Source organism: Mesorhizobium sp. M0518, assembly GCF_040321125.1.
GTDB lineage: Bacteria > Pseudomonadota > Alphaproteobacteria > Rhizobiales > Rhizobiaceae > Mesorhizobium.
The window spans coordinates 48,759-68,525 of sequence record NZ_JAMYQY010000003.1; the positions used below are offsets into that span (position 1 = coordinate 48,759).

Below are 19,767 nucleotides of genomic sequence, written 5' to 3' on the forward strand. Positions count from 1 at the left end.
ATCTGGTATAATGAGTACATAAGTATTGCAAGGCATATCCGGCTAGAAGTTTTAGGCAGATCGACAGGCGGCAATTTCCGGGAAATGTGGCGGCAGTGTTAGATAGGGCCGGCTCAAGGGAGTGATTCGCGACGATGAACCGTTCGGAACCGATTGTCCGGCGCAAGCTTTCCGACGAGGTCTTCTTGCGGCTGAAGCGCCTGATCACCAGCGGCGAATTGATGCCGGGTGACGACATGCCGTCGGAGCGCGAACTGATGGAGCGCTTCGAGGTCGGCAGGCCGGCGATTCGCGAGGCGATGCAGGCGCTGAGCAATATGGGCCTGGTCGCGATCTCGCATGGCGAGCGCGCCAAGGTGCTGCAGCTCACGGCAAAGTCGATCATCAAGCAGGTCGATGGCGCCGCCAAGATCATCCTGTCGTCATCGAAGGACACGCTTGAGCACCTGAAGACCGCGCGCATCTTCTTCGAGCGCGGCATGGTCAGGGAAGCCGCCGAAAAGGCCACCGCCGAGGATGTGCAGCGCCTCAGGGCCACCGTTGCCGAACAGCGCGGCTTCCGTGGCGATTCCGAAGCCTTCATCTCCGCCGACATGAAATTCCATACCCAGATCGCCGCGATCTCAGGCAATCCGATCTATGTCGCCGTTAGTGAGGCGATGCTCGGCTGGCTGAAGGAATACCACACCGAAATGCTGATCTGGACCGGCAAGGAAAAGTTCACGCTGACCGAGCACGAAGAGATCATCGGCCGCATCGAGAAAAAGGATGCGGATGGCGCCGAGAAGGCGATGATCAAGCATCTCGAACGCTCGCGCGCGCTCTATGTGATGAATTCCGAAAAGTAACTTCAGCCGAGCCGGGTGATCGCGTAAGGCGTCATCACGAGATGGCCGCGGCCAAAAGCCGAAATGTCGACCGGCACTTCGTCCGCCGTCAGGTTCGCCAGCCACGCGATTGTCTTGCCCGAGGCGGAGCGCCCGGCCAGCGCCAGCACCTTGGTCTCATCGCTCGTCCTTGCCGACACATGCGCAAGGCCGGCCAGTTCGCAAAGCCCCTTGATGGCCCTGAAGAGCGGCCGGGGTGTTCCTTCCGCGACGGGTTCTCCAAATGACGCCAGCACGCCGAACGGTCCGGTGAAGCTGGAGAGCGTGAGCTGTTCCAGCCCAGCGGGCGCGATGCGCGCGGCATAGCCGATCGTCCATGCCGCCGCGAACTGGCCGGCATGGCGCGGGTCTCGGTCGGCCATGGCGATGCGCTGTCCCCCGGGATTGGGCTTGGTCGCGCCGCCATAGGGGTTCTGCCGCATGGCAATCGTCGATGGTCCGATCCGATAGGGTTTCGCCCCGAAGATCGCCCGCGCCGATTGGGTGATGAAAGGCAGCGCCTCCAGCGATTGCATGATGCTGAGATCGTCGGCGGCGTGAACGATCGGGCAAGTACAATGGGTGACGAAATCGAGCTGGTCCTCCGGCACGCGCTTGCGGTTGAGTTCGGTGAAATAGCTGAACATGCCGCCGCCGAGCCGGATGTCCGGAAAGGCGCGCCGCGCGGCCGCGTAAACGTTCTCGAGCGGCGGACAGTCCGGCCACGTGCTGCCCGGCGGTGTCGACTGCCGGTCGACCGAAGGCGACACGGCAATGGCCGAGAGTTTTAGCCCGGCCTCGCGCACCAGGCCGGCGACACCTGACATCTCGGCGTCGAGATCGCCAGCGCAGGCAACGACGCATTCGAGGGTCGTTTCGGCTGCGTAGGCAGTTGCCAGTCGGGCGAAAGCGCGCAAGGCGTCGAGCCCGTGGCCACGCGTCGGATCGTAGTGGAAGATCAGCTGTTGCGGGCCGAGCGCCGACAGCATCGAGAGCTTCGCAAGTGCGCTCTCGACATCCTCGGGATAGATGACCACGCCGATATCGGGCAGCCTTGGCCCGGCTTCGCCGAGTTCGACGCGGACCGGTTCGCTGACCATGGCGGCAGCCGGCGCGTTGCCTTTCCCTGTGATGCGCAGGCTGATCGTTTGGCGCAAGGGCTGGCCGGCAGGCAGCACATAGGGCCATGGCAACGCGAGCGGCCGCACATAGGTCTTGTAGGAGGCGTCTGACCAGTTGCGCTGGTCTTCCATCTCGAATGTATCGCCTTCCATTAGGCATTCGGCGGTGACACCAGGCCGAACCTGATGGGTGATGGCGCGGATATCCTTGAAAGGCTGCCACGGGTCGATCAGTTCGGGCAGTTTCGTCGCCACCACGATGCCGTCCGTATGCTCGACAGTGACTGGACTGCCGGCCAGCCCTGCGATCGGATGCAGGATGCAGAAGCCGCAGCGGTTGGTCTCGAAATCGCTTTCGGGGAGGGCGCCGACGTCGAAGACCAGACGGCCATCGGCGAAGCCTTTGATGGTTGCGTGGAAGCCGAGCCGGCTTCCATCGGGTCCGATGCAGCTTGCCGAATAGCTGATCGCGAAGCTCTCCGCGTCCTGATCGATGACGAGGCCCGTCAGCACCGGCTCATAGGTGCCCCAGTCGCGGTCACGTACGATATAGGCGATGGCGCGCAGCACTTCGGTGCCGCGATGGCGGATGGTGCGCAGATTGCCGTTGACGAAGTCGGCGCTGAGCGCGCCCGCGCTCAGCCTGACTGGCTCGGCCTCGAGAGCACGCGTGCCGTAGAGCAGGAAAGTGTCGGCGGTCATTTCAGCAAGGCGTCGAGTTGCACCGGTTGCCGGCTCGCGGCACCAGCATAGGCGGCCTCGACGAGCGCGAACGTCTTGAGATTGTCCGCTCCCGAGGTCGCCGGTTCGATCCCCTTTGCCAGGCAGTCTACCCAGTGCTGCTGGATGGCGACAACGCTTTCCTGGATGTTGTGCCAGGGCCGCGACGCCCATGGCAGCAGCGGCGGCGAGACGTCGGTGACGACCGTGCCGTTCTTGCCGGTGACGGTGAGCCGGTATCCCTGCGCCAGCCGGATCGTTCCGTCGCTGCCGTCGATCTCGATCAGCGTCTCGGGAAACGGCTCGGTGGCAAGCTTCGTCGCATAGCTGCAGTCGACCACGGAGGTCGCGCCGCTCTTGTGGTCCAGAAGCATCGTCGCCACATCCTCGCCCGCGATACTAGGATTGATGCGGGCGGTTCGCGACGTGATGGTCGAGACGTCGCCGAGCAGGAAGCGGGCGATGTCGAGGACATGGATACCGAGGTCCTCGATGATGAAGCGCTTTCCCGTCGCCAGATAGGGCTGGCCGGAAAACACGTCATAGCCGGAGCGGAAGGAGATGCGCCCGAAGAAAGACGTGCCGATCTCGCCGCTGTCGAGCACGGCGCGCACCGCCTGGATCGGCGACTGCCAGCGAAAATTCTCATGCACCATCAGCGGCACGCCGGCTTCCGCGCATGCCCCGACCATTGCCTTGGCGTCGGCGAGCGTCGGCGCGAACGGCTTTTGGCAGATCACCGGAACGCGATGAGCGGCCGCCATTTCGACAAGCGGACGATGGCTGGGCGCGGTGGTGGCGATGTCGACGAAGTCCAGGCTTTCGCCGGCAAAAAGTTCCGCCGCATCGGTATAGCGCTTCGCTATGCCGAACTGGTCGCCGACGATCTTGAGCCGTTCCGGGTCACGGTCGCAGATAGCAACGATCGAAGCGCCCGCAATGCCGCGCCAGGCGTGCATCTGGTTGACGGCAAAGAAGCCGCAGCCGATCAGCGCTCCACGCAACTCCGCCATGCTCAACCCGCCTTCGCCATCTGCATCAAGGTGACGCGCTGTTGAAGCCGGCGTTGTGCCTGGTCGACGACAACGGCGACGATGATGACGAGACCCTTGATCACCATTTGCCAGAACGAACTCACACCCATCATCACCAACCCGTCCGAAAGAATGCCGATGACGAAGGCGCCGACGATGGTGCCGCCGATCGTGCCGCGCCCGCCCGACATCGAGGTACCGCCGAGCACCGCCGCCGCAATGGCGTTGAGCTCGAAACTTTCGCCTGTTGCCGGATGCGAGGCCATCAGCTCGGACGAGATGATCAGGCCGACGATCGCCGCGCAGAAACCGGAGAACATATAGACGAACATCTTCACCATGTTGACACGGACGCCCGAAATCCGCGACGCCCGTTCATTGCCGCCGACGGCGAAGATATGGCGGCCGAGCGGTGTGTATTTGGCGAGATAGGCGGCTCCCAGTGCAACGACGATCAGGATCCAGATCGCCACCGGCAGGCCAAGCAGCCGGCCTGCACCGAGGAAACCGAAACCGGTGGTGCCAAGCTCCGGCTTGCCGACGAGGTTGGGAAAGGTGCGGCCATCCGACGACAGCAGCGCCAGGCCGCGCGCGACATAGAGCACGCCAAGCGTGGCGATGAACGGCGCGACGTTCAGCCGGGTGATCAGCAAGCCGTTGACGGCGCCGATCAATATGCCGACGGCAAGCGTGATCAGCGCGATCTCGAAGACGTTGAAATAGATGGTGTAGCCGATCTGCAGGTCGATGCCATTGAGCACGAGATAGCCGGCCACCATGCCGCACAGGCCGACGATCGAGCCGACCGAAAGGTCGATGCCGCCGGTGATGATGACGAAGGTCATGCCCATCGCCAGGAACGCGTTCAGCGCCACGTGCTTCGACATCAGGATCAGATTGGCGGTCGACAGGAAATTCGGCGCCGCGATCGAGAAGAAGATCAGCACGGCGATAAGCGCGATGAAGGTCCTGAGCTTCATCAGCGTCAACAGCACGGAGCCGCTGGAAGCGGAATGAGCGGCCGCCTTGGCTGGGATGTCAGTCATGGGCGGTGCTCTCCGTGTGTGGGACCGGTCCGTGGCCAAGCGCCGAAGCAGCGACGAGTGCCGCCTCCGTCGCCTCGGCACGGTCGAACATGCCGGTCAGTTTTCCGTTGCTCATCACCGCGATGCGGTCGGACAGCGCCATCACCTCATCGAGGTCGGAGGTGGCGAACAAAATCCCCAATCCGTCGCGGGACAGTTTGCGCATGGTGCGGAAGACGTCTGCCTTGGCGCCGACATCGATGCCTCGGCTGGGTTCGTCCATTAGCAGCACCTTGGGTTCGGTGAGCAGCGCCTTGCCGATCACCACCTTCTGCTGGTTGCCGCCCGACAGCGAAGACACTTCCTGCGCCGGGTCGGCGACCTTGATCGCCAGTTCCCGCACCATCTGCGTCACCGCCTGCCTTTCGTCGGCGCCACGGATATGGAACAGGCGGGCAAATCGCGACAGGCTGGCTAGCGTCAGATTGCTGGCGACCGAGAGGATCGACACCAGCCCTTCGCGCTGGCGATCCTCGGGGATCAATGCCAGGCCACGCCGGATGCGCCGCGTCGTGTCGCGCTCCTTGACCTTTTTACCGCCAATGAAGATCGCGCCTGTCGAATGGCCGTGGCGGCCCATGATGCAGTCGAACAATTCGCTGCGACCGGCGCCCATCAGGCCGTAGATGCCGAGGATCTCGCCGGCGCGCAGCGACAGCGAGACATGGTCGACGGCAAGCCCGCCGATAGCGCGCGGCAGGCAGATGTCCTCGGCTCGAAAGATCTCCTCGCCCGGAAGATGGCCGTCAGCCTTGGCGAAATCCTTGGCGTCGGAACCGATCATCTGGCGAACGATCCATTGCGTGTCGACGTTCTTCATCTCCTCCTGGCCGGTGATGCGGCCGTCGCGCAGCACGGTGATGTAGTCGCCGATGCGGATCAGCTCTTCCAGCCGGTGCGAGATGTAGACGATGGCCACGCCGCGCGCCTTGAGGTCGGCGATCACCTTGAACAGGATCTCGACCTCCGCAGCGCTCAGCGCCGAGGTCGGCTCGTCCATGATCAGGATTCGCGCATCGAGCGAAACCGCCTTGGCGATCTCGACCAACTGCTGCTGGCCGATGCGCAAATCCTCGACCAGCATGTCGGGCCGTATGCCGGCTTGCAGGCGTTCCAGAAATTCAGCCGCACGGCGCTCCTGTTCCTTGCGGTCGATCTTGCCGAAGCGGTTGGTGATCTCCCGGGTGGCGAAAATATTCTCGGCGACGCTCATGTTGCCGAACAGGTTCAGCTCCTGGAACACCATGCCGATGCCGCGGTTCACCGCATCGCCGGATGACGAGAAGGAGACCTCTTCGCCCTCCAGCAGGATGCGGCCGGCTGTCGGCCGTTCGACACCGGCGATAATCTTCATCAGCGTCGACTTGCCGGCACCGTTTTCGCCGACCAGCACGTTGACCGCGCCCTTGCGCACCTCGAAATTGGCGCGCTTGACCGCAACGGTGCCGGAATAGACCTTGGAGACGTCTTCGAGCTTCAGGATGATTTCGCGCTCTGCTGTCGCGCTCATGGCTTCGGCCCGATCTCTGCCTCCGCCGGCGTCACCAGCGGCAGGTCCTGGCCGCTCCCCAGCGTATAGGCGCCCAGCACTTTGGTACTGCGGCCTTCCAGCGCTTCGCGCGGCAGCTTGGAGAGCACCGTCTTGTCGGTGTAGCTGTTGAACGCCTTGCCGAACTGGGCGAAGTCGATCTGGTTGGTGAAGTCGTTGAACTGGATGAAGTCCAGGCTGTCGCGCAGCGCGGTACCGCGCACCGCCGGTCCGATCTGCACTCGTGCATCGGCTTTGCCGTCGCCGTCGACATCGACGTCGACGGTTGCCGCCCGCGACTGCGTGTTGGCCGCGACGATCTTGCCTTCCAGCCGAACCGCGAAAGTCCAAGGCGAATTCGCCTGCTTGTTCGGATTGCCGTATTTGGCGCCGGCAGCCGATGGATCGGTTGTCGCCAGGGTGTGAACCTGCGCAAACGGTCCGGCTTTCTGCTGGAGATAGGGCACGACCTTTGCCGCCCATGTCTCTTCGACCATCTTGTCTGGATTGAAGGCGGGAGCGTTGTCTCCGGCTTCCGATTTCGTAGGCAGGATCTTGCAGGCGGTCAGGCTGATGCTGACCATCACGGTAAGGATCGGCCAGTTCGGCTTGGTGTTCAGCATGGCGGCCTGTCGTTCAGCATCGTGGGCGACCCACGGAAAATGGCGGCGAGGGGCGAAAACCGATTTTCGCCCCTCGCTATTGAAATCACGCTGGCTCAGTTCGTCAGCGCGAAGGTCTCCAGCTTGGCGGCATTGTCGCCATTGATCAGAACGCAGTCCATCAACTGCTTTTCCTTGGCCGGCGACTTCTTGTTCTTGATGAAGTCGTTGGCCTGCTCGACCGCCATCTGCGCCTGCGCGAAGGCCGGCTGCAGCACGGTTGCCTTGATACCGCCCGACGTGATGGAGTCCCGTACGTCGTTCGATCCGTCGAAGCCGACGACGATGACGTCCTTGCGGTTCGCCGCGGCAAGTGCCGCATAGGCGCCCATCGCCATCGTGTCGTTGCCGGAGATCACACCCTTGATGTCGGGGTTGGCCTGCAGGATCGATTCCATCTTGGAATAGGCTTCCGTCTGGCTCCAGTTGGCCGACTGCTGGGCAACCATCTTCAGGTCCGGATAGTCGTCGATGACGTCGTGATAGCCCTTGGAACGAATGCCGGCATTGGTGTCGGATTCCTTGCCGACCAGCTCGACGAAATTGCCCTTCTCGCCCATCAGCTTGACGAATTCCTGCGCGCCGAGCTGGGCGCCCTGGTAGTTGTTGGAGACGATCTGCGCCACGGCGACGCCGGTGGCGTTGATCTCGCGGTCGATCAGGAAGGACGGGATGCCTGCGTCCTTGGCCTTCTGCACGGCGGCGACAGTGGCGTCGGCGCCGGCATTGTCGAGGATGATCGCCTTGGCGCCGCGGCCGATCGCGGTGTCGATCAACTCGGACTGCTTGTTGGCGTCATCGTCATGGACGAGCACCAGCGCCTCATAGCCGAGTTCCTTGGCCTTGGCTTCGGCACCGACGGCTTCCGCCTTGAAGAACGGATTGTCGTGTGAGGGCGTGATAATGGCGATGAGATCCGCCGCGTAGGCGGGCACGGCCGTGCCAAGCGCCAGCATGCCGGCGAAAGCCGCAAGCGTCATTCTGCGTGTGAGTTTCATGAAGTCCTCCCGTTTGAAAATTGCCTTGATCGGCCAATGGCTTCGTCTGCATCCGAACTCGTCAGGCAGCGCGGGCCGCGGATCGCTTGGGTCAAAAAACCGTTGCCGGCTTACCCCAGGCGGATCGTTGCTCCCCAGCCATCCTCCACTCGCCAGGCTTCGAACTCCCTGCGAAACCCTGTCGATCCGAGCCATGAACAGCTAAGCCAACTGGTATGATGAGTCAACCACTAATTCAGGTGACATGTACCTGATGAGCTACCAAAACCGAGGGTCGGCAATGACAGGCCGGGCCCTCGAGGTGCTGCGTCAAGCACCTGTCTTCTCTCAGGTGATCCGCTGAATGCTGGCGGCGATCTCTTCCGGTTCGAACACCCGCTTCCAGTCGTCACGCATCAGCACCGGCTTGCCGAACTCGATCGCCTTGTTGCAGGCGTCCGAGAAAACGCCCTTGGTCTCGCCGAAGATGACGGCGCCGAGCACGTTCATATGGCCGAGCAGGAAGTCGAGCGCCGCCTGCTTGTCGACACCGCGCGCCACGACTTCGTCGACGGCTTCCTTCATCACCACCAACAACGAGGCGCACACCGTCTCCGAAAGGCCAGGCTCGAGCAGCGCCATCTGTTCGACGCTGACGCGGTGCGAACGCATCACCGGCGCCCATATGATCTTCGCGATCGCCTCGCCCTTGGCGTAGTCCTCTTCCGGCCCCTGCATCAGGGCGCTGACCATATGCTGCTTGGCCTTCACGCCGCCGAAATAGTCCTTCTTCGCGGCCATGTCCGTCTCGTCATTGAAGATCGGCGGATGGCAGGGGTGGGTGACGAAATAGGTGAGGTCCGGCCGCTTCGGCAGATGGCCGGCGAAGGGTGCTGCCGCGTCTAGCACCACCACCATCGTGCCTGATACCAGCTTGCTCTCGATGCTGGCCGCTACCTTGCCGATATGCGTGTCGGGAACGGCCAGGATCACCACATCGGCGTCCTTGAGCGCCTCGTCGGCACTGACCGTATCGAAACCCAGTCCGGTCTTCAGCCGTTCGCGGCCGGCATCGCTGACCTCGACATGGCGTATCGTGTAGGGCGACCCGCGAAAGTTGGTCGACAGGCGGTAGCCCATTTTTCCGCCAGCCCCGAACAGCGCAATCGTTGTCATCTGGTCACCACTCCTGTTCTTCGCCGACGGCATCGCCCGTCGTCAACTGATCAACTGGTATAATCACGCTACCAGATTTTGGCAATCTGATAATGACCATGCGATGCGTGCGCCGCGTCATCGGCTGCCGACGGCAAGCTCCAGCACGAGAACCATGGATGGCGCGCTCTGGATACGATTTCTAGATCACCAGAAGAAGCCCGCGCTTGCCCGCTGAGTGCGCATGGGCGCTGCTCTGCCATCCCTAGAAATAGGAGGCATCTGTTGGGGGTTGGAGGTGGGGCCGGGCGCTACTTCAAAAGGTCGACCAGCATGTCGAAAGCCGCATCGATATCGCCGCGAACCGCCGCCTGAACTGCCTGCTCGTCCCGGTCGCGCAGGGCCGCAAACATCTGTTGATGGTATGTGTTCGCGGTCGAGTAGGACCCATGCAGCATATTGAAATAGGGGCTGATCTGCAGCCATAGGTCCTTGATGATCTTGAGCAGGGTTTCGGATCCTGCTGCTCGGTAGATTGCGAAGTGGAAGGTGTAATTCGCCCTCAGATAGGCCTTTACGTCGTCCGCGCCATTCGCGCGTTCCAGCGAGTCCAGATCGCGCGCGAAAATCGCAAGATCCGCATCACTCCGGTTCTGTGAGGCCCAGCCGGCGGCGATGGCCTCTATCTCAAAACGTACATTGCGCAAATCGGTGAGCCGCTCGCGGCTGAGCGCCGGAATACCAATGGAGCGCCCGGATACCACGGTCAGCGCGTTGGCTGCCGTCAGGCGCCGCAGCGCTTCCCTGACCGGCATCGGGCTGACGCCAAAGGCGTCGGCGAGGCTCTGAACCGTGACCATCTCGCCCGGTACGATGCTGCCGTCGAGGATCAGTTCGGTGACCTGATTATAGACCCGGTCCTGCAGAGTTTCCTTGGACAGTGGAATGATCTCGACACCAGGCTTCCTGAACGCCGATCCAGCCATCTCCGGTCAACCTTCCCGCCCAACGGCGACACTATTGCTTGTGTCGGAATGCAAGGTTCGTGGTGCCACGTCAAGCGGCTGACATAGCCGTTTTGATATAAACGATTTCATCATTGATATTTGATCAAATCATGTTACGGTCGCTGGCATCGAATGGCAAAGGTTACGTTTTGTGCCCTTGGGAGGCATTCGGTCGTTCTGTTTGGGAGGAGTTTCACATGGGTATCGGATCGAAAGTCCGGCGGCTCGCGCTGCTGGCTGGGATGGCTGCATGCGCCTTCGGCCTGTCCGCCGCGCAGGCAGCCGAGAAGCACAAGATCTTTCTCAGCATGAGTTACATCGGCAATGATTGGCAAGCGGAGGCGGCCAACATGGTCAAGGCCATGGCCGCCCACAAGAGCCTGGCCGACAAGGTCGACCTGCAGGTCCAGGTCGCTGGCCCCAACGCGCAACGCCAGATTCAGCAGATCAACGCAATGGTGCAAAGCGGCGCCGAGGCCATCGTCGTATATCCGATCTCGCCGACCGCGCTCAACCAGGTCGTCAAGAATGCCTGCGACAAGGGCGTGAAGGTCTTTGCCTACGACGCCGAGATCACCGAGCCTTGTGCCTACAACGTCCACATCGACCAGCTGGAAGCCGGCAGGGTGACCGCCGAATGGCTGGTCAAGAAGCTCAACGGCAAGGGCAACATCATCGCCATCACGGGTGTCCCGGGAACATCCGTCGACGATCAGCGGACAAAAGCCGCCAAGGAAGTCTTCGCCAAATATCCTGATATCAAGATCGTCGGCGAGGCTGTCGGCATGTGGAGCCAGGCGGTCGCCCGCACCGAACTTTCGAAAATCCTGGCCACCCGCAATTGGGACGACATCAACGGGCTGTGGATGCAGGTCGGCTGCTTCACCGCCAACTCGATGCAGCTCGAGGCCGGCAAGAAGACAAGCGAACTCCTGCCTTGCGCCGGCGAAGGTTCCAATGGCGGCCGCATCCAGATGCTGCCGGAGGGCACCGAAGTCGAAGGTGCGGCCGCCCCTTACGCGCCGGCCGGCGCACAACGCATTTCCTACGCCTCGCCGCCTTATTCGGGTGCGCTGGCGCTGAAGCTTGCCGTCGAGGCGATCGAAGGCAAGGACGTGCCGAAGACCACCATCCTGCCGCTGCCGCTCGTCACCAATGAGACGATCAAGCTGTGCGACGAAGGCACATGGGCGGAGATGAAGGCCGGCTGCAACGCCTTCAAGCCGTCGCTGGTCTCCAATCCGGGCTGGTTTGCCTCGATCTTCTCGGACCAGACACCCGAGGTCGGCCTTAATGCTGCCCTCGTCGGACAACCGGAGAACTAAGCCTCCCAAGGCGCGTGTGACGATGCACGGACTGTTGTCCGTGCATCGTCAATCCATGCCAAGCCCGGCGATCGAGGACAATGACAGAACATTCCGAGCTCCCCGCCATCGAGATCGACGGTATCAGCAAGGCGTTCGGCCCGACCGTCGCGCTGGACGGCGTGTCGTTTGCGATCGCGCCCGGCAGCGTCCATGCCCTGCTCGGTGAAAACGGAGCGGGCAAGTCGACACTGGTGAAGCTGCTGTCCGGACTGGTCCGGCCGAGCCAAGGCCATGTCCGTGTCTTCGGCAAGGAGATCGCTTGCGGCGCACCGCGCGCAGCACATGCGCTCGGTATGCAGACAGCATTCCAGGAGATGACCCTGGTGCGTGACCTCTCCGTCCTCGACAACATGATGCTGCCTTACGCCCCCGTCGGCATCTCCGGCCTGATCCGCCGCGGTGCCGCCCGCAAGGCCGTCCGCCGCCATATCGAAGATCTCGGTTTTTCCGTCGATCTCGATGCCGAGGTGAGTGAGCTCGAGCTTTCGGTGCGCCAGAAGATCGAGATCGCGCGTGCCGTCTACCGCAAGCCGCGCATCCTTTTGCTCGACGAACCGACCTCGACGCTCGCCGGCCGCGACGTCGACTGGCTGGGCGACATCATCGCCAGGCTGAAGGCGGCCGGCACCACCATCGTTTTCATCACCCATCGCATGCGCGAGGTCCGTGCCTTCTGCGAGACGTTGACGATCCTGAGAAACGGCCGCCACGTCGTCACCGCGCCGGTTGCCGATGTCTCGGATGGCGACGTCATCGAAAAGATCATCGGCCGCAGCATCGAGCAGACCTTCCCGCCCAAGCCGGACAGCGCCCAGGCCTTCGGCCCGCCGGTTCTGGGCGTGCGCGATCTCAAGGTCGGGCGCAAGCTCGACGGCGCTGGCTTCGATCTGCGCAAGGGCGAAATCCTCGGCGTCGCGGGGTTGCAGGGCATGGGCCAGCAGGACCTATTCCTGGCCTGCTTCGGCATGGCCGAAATCACCCGCGGCCACATCCTCGTCGACGGCCGCAAGGTCTGGCTCGGTTCGCCGGCCGATGCTTTGCGCCCCAACATGGCCATCGGCCTGGTGCCGGAAGACCGCAAATCCGAAGGCCTGTTCCTGAAACTGTCGGGCAGCCAGAACGCCACTCTGCCCGTGATATCGCGCTTCACACGGCTAGGTCTTGTCGACGGGCAAGCCGAGACCCGCTCCGTCGAGGCGGCATTCGCCACTGTCGAGGTCGACCGCCGCGCGCTTTGGACGCGGGCCGGTGCGTTTTCCGGGGGCAACCAGCAGAAAATCGCCATCGCCAAATGGCTGGTGGCGCAGAGCCGCATCCTGCTGTTGTTCGATCCCACCCGAGGCATCGACGTCGGCACCAAGCACGAGCTTTATGTGATGATGCGAAACTACGTGGCTTCGGGCGGTTCGATCCTGCTGCACTCGACCGAGATTCCCGAACTCGTCCATCAATGCGACCGGGTCCTGGTTCTCTACGATGGGCGCATCGCCGCCGAACTCGAAGGCGACGCCATCACCGAACCGGCCATCATGCGCCCGGCGCTCGGGCATGCCGGGGAAGCCGCCGCATGAGCAGCGCAGCAGCCTCATCCCCCGCTACCGGCGGCGTCGGACTGCGCCGTGCGCTGATGCGCAATCGCGGCGCGCTGATCGCCGCGGCCGTCCTGGCGATCCTGCTCTTCGTTGTCGACTGGATCAGCGCCGGGCCGCTGACATATTTCGACGTGTCGTTCCTGTCGAGCGGCGGCGCCACCTCGGCGCTCGCGGCGATCGGCCAGACCATCGTCATCCTGTCGGGCGGCTTCGACCTGTCCGCCGGCGCGGTGATATCGCTGGTCAATGCCGTGCTGGCATCGAGCATGGACCCGATGGCGCCGGGCGCCAGCATCATCCTGTGGACCGCCGTCGGCATCGGCGTCGGCATGGCGGTGGGCGCCTTCAACGGCTTCTTCATTGCGGTGCTGCGCATGCAGCCGATCGTGGTGACGCTGTCGACCATGTTCATCCTGCAAGGCGTGACGCTGCTGGTGATGGACAAGCCCGGTGGCTTCGTGTCGCCCGATCTCGGTACCTTCTATCTCGGCGACGCGATCGCCGGCTGGCTGCCGATGCCGCTGGTGGTGATCGGCGTCGTCCTGCTCGCCTGGTTCTGGCTGAAGGGAACCCGCTTCGGCACAGCACTTTATGCGGTTGGCAGCGATCCGGACTCGGCCGCTTCCGTCGGCATCAATGTCGTGCTGGTGCGCTTTGCCGTCTATGTCATCGCCGGCGGCTGCTATGGCCTTGCCGGCGTGTTCATCAGCGCCCAGACCGGCAGCGGCGATCCGCTGGTCGGCAATCCGCTGCTCTTGTCGATGTTCGCGGCGGTCGTCGTCGGCGGCACGCGCCTCGGTGGCGGGCAGGGCGGCCCGGTGGGCTCTGTCTTCGGCGCCTACATCCTGATGATCGTGGTGAACATCCTGCTGGTGCTCAACGTATCGGCCTATTATTCGACCATTGCCGAAGGCACCATTCTGGTGCTGGCAGCACTTGCCGGCTCGATCTCCCATGCATCGGTGCTTGCCGTGCAATTGCGCGCCACGCGCGCCCGGCTTGCCGCTTGGCGCGCCGGCATATTGCCCTCGCAACTCGAGCGCGTGGACCGGCGTCTCAAGATCGCCGAGCCAGCCCATGCCCAGCGCAATCCGGCATCGCCGCGCCCTGCCTTCCATCTACGCAACGCGGAAACGTTGCGCTATGCGCTGCCCGCCTATGTCTGCCTGTTGCTCATCGTGGTCGTCACGCAGGTCTGGCTCGGCCGCGCCATCCTCAATCCGGGTTACTGGAATTCGCTGCTGGTGCTGTCGTCCTTCCTCGCCGTCCTAGCGCTCGGGCAGGGAACCGTCATCCTGACCGGCGGCCTCGATCTCTCCGTGCCGTGGACGATCGGCATCTCCGGCATCATCCTGGCCGGCATGGTCAACGGCTCCGACGCGGCCCTTGTCTACGCCTTGCCGGTCGTTCTGGTGATGGCTTGCGCCATCGGCTTCGCCAATGGTTTCGGCATCGTCTATCTCGGCATATCGCCGATCGTCATGACGCTTGCCACCAACGGCATTCTGCAAGGCTGTGCGCTGCTCTATTCGCAGGGAACGCCGGCCGGGTTTTCCTCGCCGATGCTGCGCTGGGTCATGACGGCCAAGCTCGCCGGCCTGCTGACCCCAATCGTCCTGCTGATGGTCGTCTTTGTCGTCGCAGCGGTACTGCTGCTTGGCCGCACCCCGTTCGGACGACGCGTCTACGGCATCGGCAATGGGCTGCGCGCGGCGCGCTTGTCGGGCATCGGCGTCGAGCGCACGCTGATCCTGGTCTATATGCTTTCGGCCGTCTGCGCGGCTGTTGTCGGCGTCATGCTGACCGGCTTTTCGGGTCAGGCAAGCCTCGGCATGGGCGACGACTATCTGTTGCCGTCGATCGCCGTGGTGGTGGTCGGCGGCGCGCTGATCACCGGTGGGCGCGGCCACTATCTCGGCATGCTCGGCGGCGTGTTGTTGCTGACCGCGCTGCAGATGCTGCTCGCCGGCACCACGCTTCCCTATGCCACGAGGGCAATTCTTTACGGACTGGTCGTTCTGGGCGCCGTCATGGCGCTGCGCGAACGGCGGCTGCAATGAGAAGGACAGGACGATGAGCACAAGAGCCCCGGCATCTGCGGACGAATTTCTGACTGGGCTGAAAGGCCAGCGCGTGCTGGTGACGGCAGGCGCCGGCGGCATCGGTTTTGCCATAGCCGACACGCTGTCACGCCTCGGTGCCCGCATCGTCGTCTGCGACGTTTCCGACGAGGCGCTGGCCGCTGCTCCCGGCAAGATCGATCTGGTCGCCGCTGTGAAGGCGGATGTTTCGCGCGACGATGACGTCGACCGGCTGTTCGAGGCGGTCGAGAAAGAACTCGGCGGGCTCGACGCGCTGATCAACAATGCCGGCATTGCCGGGCCGACCGGCGGTGTCGACGAAATCGACCCGGCCGACTGGCGGCGCTGCATCGACATCTGCCTGACTGGCCAGTTCCTGTGCGCCCGGCGCGCCGTGCCGCTGATCAAGGCGGCGGGCGGCGGCTCGATCGTCTCGATGTCGTCGGCCGCCGGCCGCCATGGCTACGCCTTCCGCACACCCTATTCGGCGGCCAAGTTCGGTGTCATCGGTTTCACGCAGAGTCTCGCCAAGGAGCTCGGGCCGCACGCTATCAGGGTCAACGCCATCCTGCCCGGCATCATCGAAGGGCCGCGCATCGAAGGTGTTATCTCGGCGCGCGCCAAGCAGGTCGGTATCAGCCACGAGGAAATGACCGGACGCTATCTGCAGAATATCTCGCTGCGCCGCATGACTAGCCCCTATGATGTCGCATCGATGGTCGCCTTCCTGCTCTCCGATGCGGGGATCAACATTTCCGGCCAGTCGCTCGGCGTCGACGGCAATGTCGAAACACTTTGAGGAGCCGATCCATGGCCAATGTCGCAATTGTCGGAAGCGGGTTCATCGGGCGGGCCTGGGCAATCAGCTTTGCCCGTGCCGGCCATGACGTGCGGATGTGGGATCAGTCGCCCGCTGCGACCGGCGGCGCCCGCGACTACATTGCCGGCGTGCTCGGTGACCTTGCCGCAAACGACCTGCTGCGCGGTCAGTCCGTCGACACTGTGCTTGGCCGGATCACCATTGTCGCGGAGCTGGCAAAGGCGCTGGCGGGTGCGGTCCATATCCAGGAGAACACACCTGAAAACCTCGAGGTGAAGCGGGAGGTATTCTCGCTGATCGACACGCTTGCCGATCCGCGGACAGTCATCGCCAGTTCCACCTCGGCGCTGTTGCCGTCGAAATTCACCGACCATCTGCAAGGACGGCATCGCTGTCTGGTCGTGCATCCGATCAATCCGCCCTATCTCATTCCGGCGGCCGAAATCGTGCCGGCGCCATGGACGTCCGCCGAGACGGTCGAGAGAACCCGCGCCTTCCTCATCGACGCCGGTCATGCGCCCCTGGTGATGAAGCGCGAACTCGACGGCTTCATCATGAACCGCCTGCAAGGCGCATTGCTTGAGGAGGCTTTCCGGCTTGTCGCCGACGGCTACGCCAGCGTCGAGGATGTCGACATCGGCATCCGCGACGGGCTGGCGCTGCGTTGGTCGTTCATGGGGCCTTTCGAGACCATCGATCTCAATGCACCTGGCGGCGTGCGCGACTATGTCGAGCGTTATCAGTCGATCTATTCGAACATTTTCCCGCAGATGCTGCGGCGCGTCGACTGGGCGGGCGAGGTGATGAAAACCGTCGAAGCCGACCGCCGCGAACGCCTGCCACGCGAAAACCTCGGCGAACGGCAGGTATGGCGTGATCGTCGGCTGATGGCGCTGGCGGCACACAAGAAAAAATCGGACCAGGAGTACGGACAATGATCGAAACGAGCCGCAAGCCAGGTGCTGCGCAGACCAGGGGCAAGGTCATCATCACCTGCGCGGTGACGGGCGCCATCCACACGCCGACCATGTCGCCCTATCTGCCGATCACTCCTGACCAGATCGCTTCTGAGGCGATCGCGGCTGCCGAAGCCGGTGCCGCAATCCTGCATCTGCATGCGCGCGATCCGGAAACCGGCAAGCCCGACCAGACGCCGGAGGCCTTCGCTCGCTTCCTGCCGCGCGTCAAGCAAGGCACCAACGCCGCCATCAACATCACCACCGGTGGCAGCCCGTACATGAAGCTCGAGGAGCGCGTGCGCCCGGCCGCCCAGTTCAAACCGGAAGTCGCCTCGCTCAACATGGGCTCGATCAATTTCGGGCTCTATCACCTCGCCGACAAATACGAGACCTTCAAGTTCGACTGGGAAAAGCCGCATCTGGAAGCGACCCGCGACCTCGTCTTTCGCAACTCGTTCAAGGACATCGAGTACATCCTGGCGACCTGCTACGACAACGGCACGCGCTTCGAGTTCGAGTGCTACGACATCGCTCATCTTTACAACCTCTCGCACTTCGCCGACCGCGGGTTGGTGAAGCCGCCTTTCTTCGTGCAGTCGGTGTTCGGACTGCTCGGCGGTATCGGCACCCATCCCGAAGACGTCGCCCATATGAAGCGCACTGCCGACCGGCTGTTCGGCGACCAGTTCCGCTGGTCGGTTCTCGGCGCTGGCGCCAGCCAGCTCCGCATCGCCGCGCAATCGGCAGCGCTTGGCGGCAACATCCGCGTCGGGCTGGAGGACAGTCTGTGGGCGGGCAAAGGCAAGCTTGCCAAATCGAACGCTGAGCAGGTCTTGCTGGCCCGCAAGATCATCGAAGGGCTCGGCATGGAGGTGGCGACGCCCGATGAGGCACGCGAAATCCTGTCATTGAAAGGCGGGGACAAGGTCGCTTTCTAAATCGTTGCGTGGCGCCAATTCCGAGGAGGACGGCATGAAGATCGAAGTCGTGGTGGACGTGAAGACCACACTGGGCGAAGGACCGCTGTGGGACGTCGAACAGGAGCGCCTCTACTGGATCGACAGCTTCGACGGGCGCGTGTTTCGGGCGACCGCCGACGGACGCGAGATCCGGTCATGGGACGTGCCGATGAAGATCGGCTCAATGGCGCTGCGCAAGGACGGTAGCGGCGCCGTGGTGTCGCTGCAGCGCGGTTTCCATCTGCTCGATTTCGCCTCCGGCGACGTGACGCTGATCCACGATCCCGAGCCGGACAGGCCAATGAACCGGCTCAACGACGGCAAGGTCGACCGGCGCGGCCGCTTCTTCGCCGGCTCGATGGACACGATGGAAGAGGGGCCGTCCGGCGGTCTCTACAGGCTGGATCCGGATTTCTCCGTCACCCGGATCGATTCCGGCATCATCTGTTCCAACGGTCCATGCTGGAGCCCCGACGACCGCACCTTCTATTTCGCCGACACCTGGACCGGCGAGATATGGGCCTACGACTACGACATCGCCACCGGTGCCGCCACCAACAGGCGTACCTTCGTGCGCGTCGACACCAGCCGGGGCGGTGCGGCGGACGGCTCGACCGTCGATGCCGAGGGCTATCTGTGGAATGCGCTGGTCTATGACGGAAGACTGGTGCGCTATGCGCCCGATGGCAGCATCGATCGCATCATCGACATGCCGGTCAAGAAGATCACCAGCGTCATGTTCGGCGGACCGAAGCTAGATATCCTTTACGTCACCTCGATGGCCAAGCCGCCGTTGCCGCGTTTTCCCGGCGACGGCGTTTTGCGCGGCAGCCTGTTCGCCATCACGGGCCTTGGCGTCAAAGGCGTTGCGGAGCCCCGCTTCGGCAGCTGACGCCAGACAAGCGAAGCGCCCGTAGCATACGCGGATCAGGCCTTCGCGCAGGCATCCCAATGAGCGGTCAACGGATCATTGGCCAAACAGGTCCGGGCGAGCCACGTTGAGCCGTTGCACCGTGCGCAGCACTTCGCGCAGATGCGCCGCCATACGCGCGCCTGCCTGCTTTGCCTCGCCGGTCTCCACGGCCTCGAAGATCGCCACATGCTGAGCGAGCAGCGTTTCGAGGTGACCCGGCTCGGGCAGGCTCAGATAGCGCACACGGTCCATCTGCAGCTTGACCACTTGGATCACCCGCCAGCTCTTGGGCAGGCCGGCCTCTTCGCAAAGGCTACGATGGAAGCCCTCGTCGAGCTCAAGAAACAGCTCGCGGTCGCCCTCGGCCACTGCCTTGGCCTGCTGGGCAAGATTCACCCTGCCTGCCGCGATGAAGGCGCTCGAACCGTGTCCGGCCAGCTTCTGCACGACGGAGACCTCGAGTGCCTCGCGAATGAACTGCGCTTCCTCGACGTCACTTAGCCGGATCGGCGCGACGAAGCTGCCGCGTTGCGGCAGGATGTCGATCAGCCCTTCATCGGCAAGCCGGATCAGCGCCTCGCGCACGGGTGTCCGGCTGACACCGAGCTGCTGGGCTAGGTCCTGTTCGCTGAGCGCTTCCGACGGCAACATCGCCAGCGTCGTGATGGCGCGGCGCAGGCGCTCGTAGATCTGCGGTGAGATCGGCATGCGATTGTTGACCGGCTCCAGCACCCGCGAGGGTTCGCGCTGACCGGCGGTTTTCAGCCTGGCAGCACTGCCTGAAAATCTGGTCGCCCCCGAAAGCTTGGTCCCCATGACGAATCCGTTGCTGTGAATGGCGCTGCACTGCTCCGGTCATGACACCGCGCACGTCCCAACTCAAGCGGCAAGCAGGATTGAAGCTGTGTTGACATACTACCA

At 63.3% G+C, this 19,767-nt stretch carries 17 protein-coding genes; 8 read left to right on the plus strand and 9 right to left on the minus strand.

Translation table 11 applies throughout. The features are described from left to right. Window positions 1–134: 134 nt before the first annotated feature. The gene (locus tag NKI66_RS05185; RefSeq protein WP_023808899.1) at window positions 135–848 is read left to right on the plus strand and encodes a transcriptional regulator NanR; all 714 of its coding nucleotides are present in this window, start codon (window positions 135–137) and stop codon (window positions 846–848) included. Between the two features lie 2 nt (window positions 849–850). Here the strand turns inward: NKI66_RS05185 and apnL are convergent, their stop codons facing one another. From apnL to NKI66_RS05225, 8 genes are all read right to left on the minus strand, one after another. Further along, window positions 851–2,689: a D-apionate lactonase gene (gene apnL, locus NKI66_RS05190; protein ID WP_023808898.1), complete on the minus strand. Its 1,839-nt coding sequence runs from the start codon at window positions 2,687–2,689 to the stop codon at window positions 851–853. Next, on the minus strand, window positions 2,686–3,720 hold the full coding sequence (locus tag NKI66_RS05195) for a Gfo/Idh/MocA family protein (protein ID WP_023808897.1): 1,035 nt from the start codon (window positions 3,718–3,720) through the stop codon (window positions 2,686–2,688). The genes apnL and NKI66_RS05195 overlap by 4 nt, the downstream gene beginning before the upstream one ends. A 2-nt stretch (window positions 3,721–3,722) precedes the next feature. After that, window positions 3,723–4,787: an ABC transporter permease gene (locus tag NKI66_RS05200; RefSeq protein WP_023808896.1), complete on the minus strand. Its 1,065-nt coding sequence runs from the start codon at window positions 4,785–4,787 to the stop codon at window positions 3,723–3,725. Continuing rightward, the gene (locus tag NKI66_RS05205) at window positions 4,780–6,336 is read right to left on the minus strand and encodes a sugar ABC transporter ATP-binding protein (protein ID WP_023808895.1); all 1,557 of its coding nucleotides are present in this window, start codon (window positions 6,334–6,336) and stop codon (window positions 4,780–4,782) included. Before NKI66_RS05205 ends, NKI66_RS05200 begins: the two co-directional genes overlap by 8 nt. Next, on the minus strand, window positions 6,333–6,977 hold the full coding sequence (locus tag NKI66_RS05210; protein WP_023808894.1) for a DUF2291 family protein: 645 nt from the start codon (window positions 6,975–6,977) through the stop codon (window positions 6,333–6,335). Before NKI66_RS05210 ends, NKI66_RS05205 begins: the two co-directional genes overlap by 4 nt. Window positions 6,978–7,072: 95 nt before the next feature. Further along, window positions 7,073–8,014, minus strand: a complete 942-nt coding sequence (locus tag NKI66_RS05215) for a D-ribose ABC transporter substrate-binding protein (protein WP_023808893.1) — start codon at window positions 8,012–8,014, stop codon at window positions 7,073–7,075. 327 nt (window positions 8,015–8,341) lie between these two features. Continuing rightward, window positions 8,342–9,169, minus strand: a complete 828-nt coding sequence (locus NKI66_RS05220) for a phosphogluconate dehydrogenase C-terminal domain-containing protein (protein ID WP_023808892.1) — start codon at window positions 9,167–9,169, stop codon at window positions 8,342–8,344. A 290-nt stretch (window positions 9,170–9,459) separates the two neighbouring features. Next, on the minus strand, window positions 9,460–10,134 hold the full coding sequence (locus NKI66_RS05225; RefSeq protein ID WP_013533053.1) for a GntR family transcriptional regulator: 675 nt from the start codon (window positions 10,132–10,134) through the stop codon (window positions 9,460–9,462). Window positions 10,135–10,352: 218 nt separating this feature from the next. On the opposite strand from NKI66_RS05225, the gene NKI66_RS05230 reads away from it, so the two are divergent. From NKI66_RS05230 to NKI66_RS05260, 7 genes are all read left to right on the plus strand, one after another. Next, window positions 10,353–11,480: a sugar ABC transporter substrate-binding protein gene (locus NKI66_RS05230; protein WP_023808891.1), complete on the plus strand. Its 1,128-nt coding sequence runs from the start codon at window positions 10,353–10,355 to the stop codon at window positions 11,478–11,480. Between the two features lie 80 nt (window positions 11,481–11,560). Continuing rightward, window positions 11,561–13,093: a sugar ABC transporter ATP-binding protein gene (locus tag NKI66_RS05235; protein ID WP_023808890.1), complete on the plus strand. Its 1,533-nt coding sequence runs from the start codon at window positions 11,561–11,563 to the stop codon at window positions 13,091–13,093. Beyond that, window positions 13,090–15,174 carry an ABC transporter permease subunit gene (locus tag NKI66_RS05240; protein WP_352751137.1) on the plus strand — a complete coding sequence of 695 codons (2,085 nt, stop codon included), beginning with the start codon at window positions 13,090–13,092 and terminating at the stop codon, window positions 15,172–15,174. Before NKI66_RS05235 ends, NKI66_RS05240 begins: the two co-directional genes overlap by 4 nt. Before the next feature lie 13 nt (window positions 15,175–15,187). Continuing rightward, complete coding sequence (locus NKI66_RS05245; RefSeq protein ID WP_023808888.1) at window positions 15,188–15,994, plus strand: SDR family oxidoreductase; 807 nt, start codon at window positions 15,188–15,190, stop codon at window positions 15,992–15,994. Window positions 15,995–16,005: 11 nt separating this feature from the next. Then, the gene (locus tag NKI66_RS05250) at window positions 16,006–16,953 is read left to right on the plus strand and encodes a 3-hydroxyacyl-CoA dehydrogenase (protein ID WP_128302338.1); all 948 of its coding nucleotides are present in this window, start codon (window positions 16,006–16,008) and stop codon (window positions 16,951–16,953) included. Further along, on the plus strand, window positions 16,950–17,912 hold the full coding sequence (gene kce / locus NKI66_RS05255; protein WP_352722209.1) for a 3,5-dioxohexanoate:acetyl-CoA acetone transferase: 963 nt from the start codon (window positions 16,950–16,952) through the stop codon (window positions 17,910–17,912). The genes NKI66_RS05250 and kce overlap by 4 nt, the downstream gene beginning before the upstream one ends. Before the next feature lie 34 nt (window positions 17,913–17,946). Next, window positions 17,947–18,825 carry an SMP-30/gluconolactonase/LRE family protein gene (locus tag NKI66_RS05260; protein WP_023808885.1) on the plus strand — a complete coding sequence of 293 codons (879 nt, stop codon included), beginning with the start codon at window positions 17,947–17,949 and terminating at the stop codon, window positions 18,823–18,825. 75 nt (window positions 18,826–18,900) lie between these two features. Here the strand turns inward: NKI66_RS05260 and NKI66_RS05265 are convergent, their stop codons facing one another. After that, entirely contained in the window at window positions 18,901–19,662 is a 762-nt protein-coding gene (locus NKI66_RS05265) for a GntR family transcriptional regulator (RefSeq protein WP_128302340.1), read from the minus strand. Between the last annotated feature and the right edge of the window lie 105 nt (window positions 19,663–19,767).

Excerpts from the sequence above, each read along its gene's own strand:
- NKI66_RS05185 (WP_023808899.1), top strand. The coding sequence starts at position 135 with ATGAACCGTTCGGAACCGATTGTCCGGCGCAAGCTTTCCGACGAGGTC.
- apnL (WP_023808898.1), bottom strand. The coding sequence starts at position 2,689 with ATGACCGCCGACACTTTCCTGCTCTACGGCACGCGTGCTCTCGAGGCC.
- NKI66_RS05195 (WP_023808897.1), bottom strand. The coding sequence starts at position 3,720 with ATGGCGGAGTTGCGTGGAGCGCTGATCGGCTGCGGCTTCTTTGCCGTC.
- NKI66_RS05200 (WP_023808896.1), bottom strand. The coding sequence starts at position 4,787 with ATGACTGACATCCCAGCCAAGGCGGCCGCTCATTCCGCTTCCAGCGGC.
- NKI66_RS05205 (WP_023808895.1), bottom strand. The coding sequence starts at position 6,336 with ATGAGCGCGACAGCAGAGCGCGAAATCATCCTGAAGCTCGAAGACGTC.
- NKI66_RS05210 (WP_023808894.1), bottom strand. The coding sequence starts at position 6,977 with ATGCTGAACACCAAGCCGAACTGGCCGATCCTTACCGTGATGGTCAGC.
- NKI66_RS05215 (WP_023808893.1), bottom strand. The coding sequence starts at position 8,014 with ATGAAACTCACACGCAGAATGACGCTTGCGGCTTTCGCCGGCATGCTG.
- NKI66_RS05220 (WP_023808892.1), bottom strand. The coding sequence starts at position 9,169 with ATGACAACGATTGCGCTGTTCGGGGCTGGCGGAAAAATGGGCTACCGC.
- NKI66_RS05225 (WP_013533053.1), bottom strand. The coding sequence starts at position 10,134 with ATGGCTGGATCGGCGTTCAGGAAGCCTGGTGTCGAGATCATTCCACTG.
- NKI66_RS05230 (WP_023808891.1), top strand. The coding sequence starts at position 10,353 with ATGGGTATCGGATCGAAAGTCCGGCGGCTCGCGCTGCTGGCTGGGATG.
- NKI66_RS05235 (WP_023808890.1), top strand. The coding sequence starts at position 11,561 with ATGACAGAACATTCCGAGCTCCCCGCCATCGAGATCGACGGTATCAGC.
- NKI66_RS05240 (WP_352751137.1), top strand. The coding sequence starts at position 13,090 with ATGAGCAGCGCAGCAGCCTCATCCCCCGCTACCGGCGGCGTCGGACTG.
- NKI66_RS05245 (WP_023808888.1), top strand. The coding sequence starts at position 15,188 with ATGAGCACAAGAGCCCCGGCATCTGCGGACGAATTTCTGACTGGGCTG.
- NKI66_RS05250 (WP_128302338.1), top strand. The coding sequence starts at position 16,006 with ATGGCCAATGTCGCAATTGTCGGAAGCGGGTTCATCGGGCGGGCCTGG.
- kce (WP_352722209.1), top strand. The coding sequence starts at position 16,950 with ATGATCGAAACGAGCCGCAAGCCAGGTGCTGCGCAGACCAGGGGCAAG.
- NKI66_RS05260 (WP_023808885.1), top strand. The coding sequence starts at position 17,947 with ATGAAGATCGAAGTCGTGGTGGACGTGAAGACCACACTGGGCGAAGGA.
- NKI66_RS05265 (WP_128302340.1), bottom strand. The coding sequence starts at position 19,662 with ATGGGGACCAAGCTTTCGGGGGCGACCAGATTTTCAGGCAGTGCTGCC.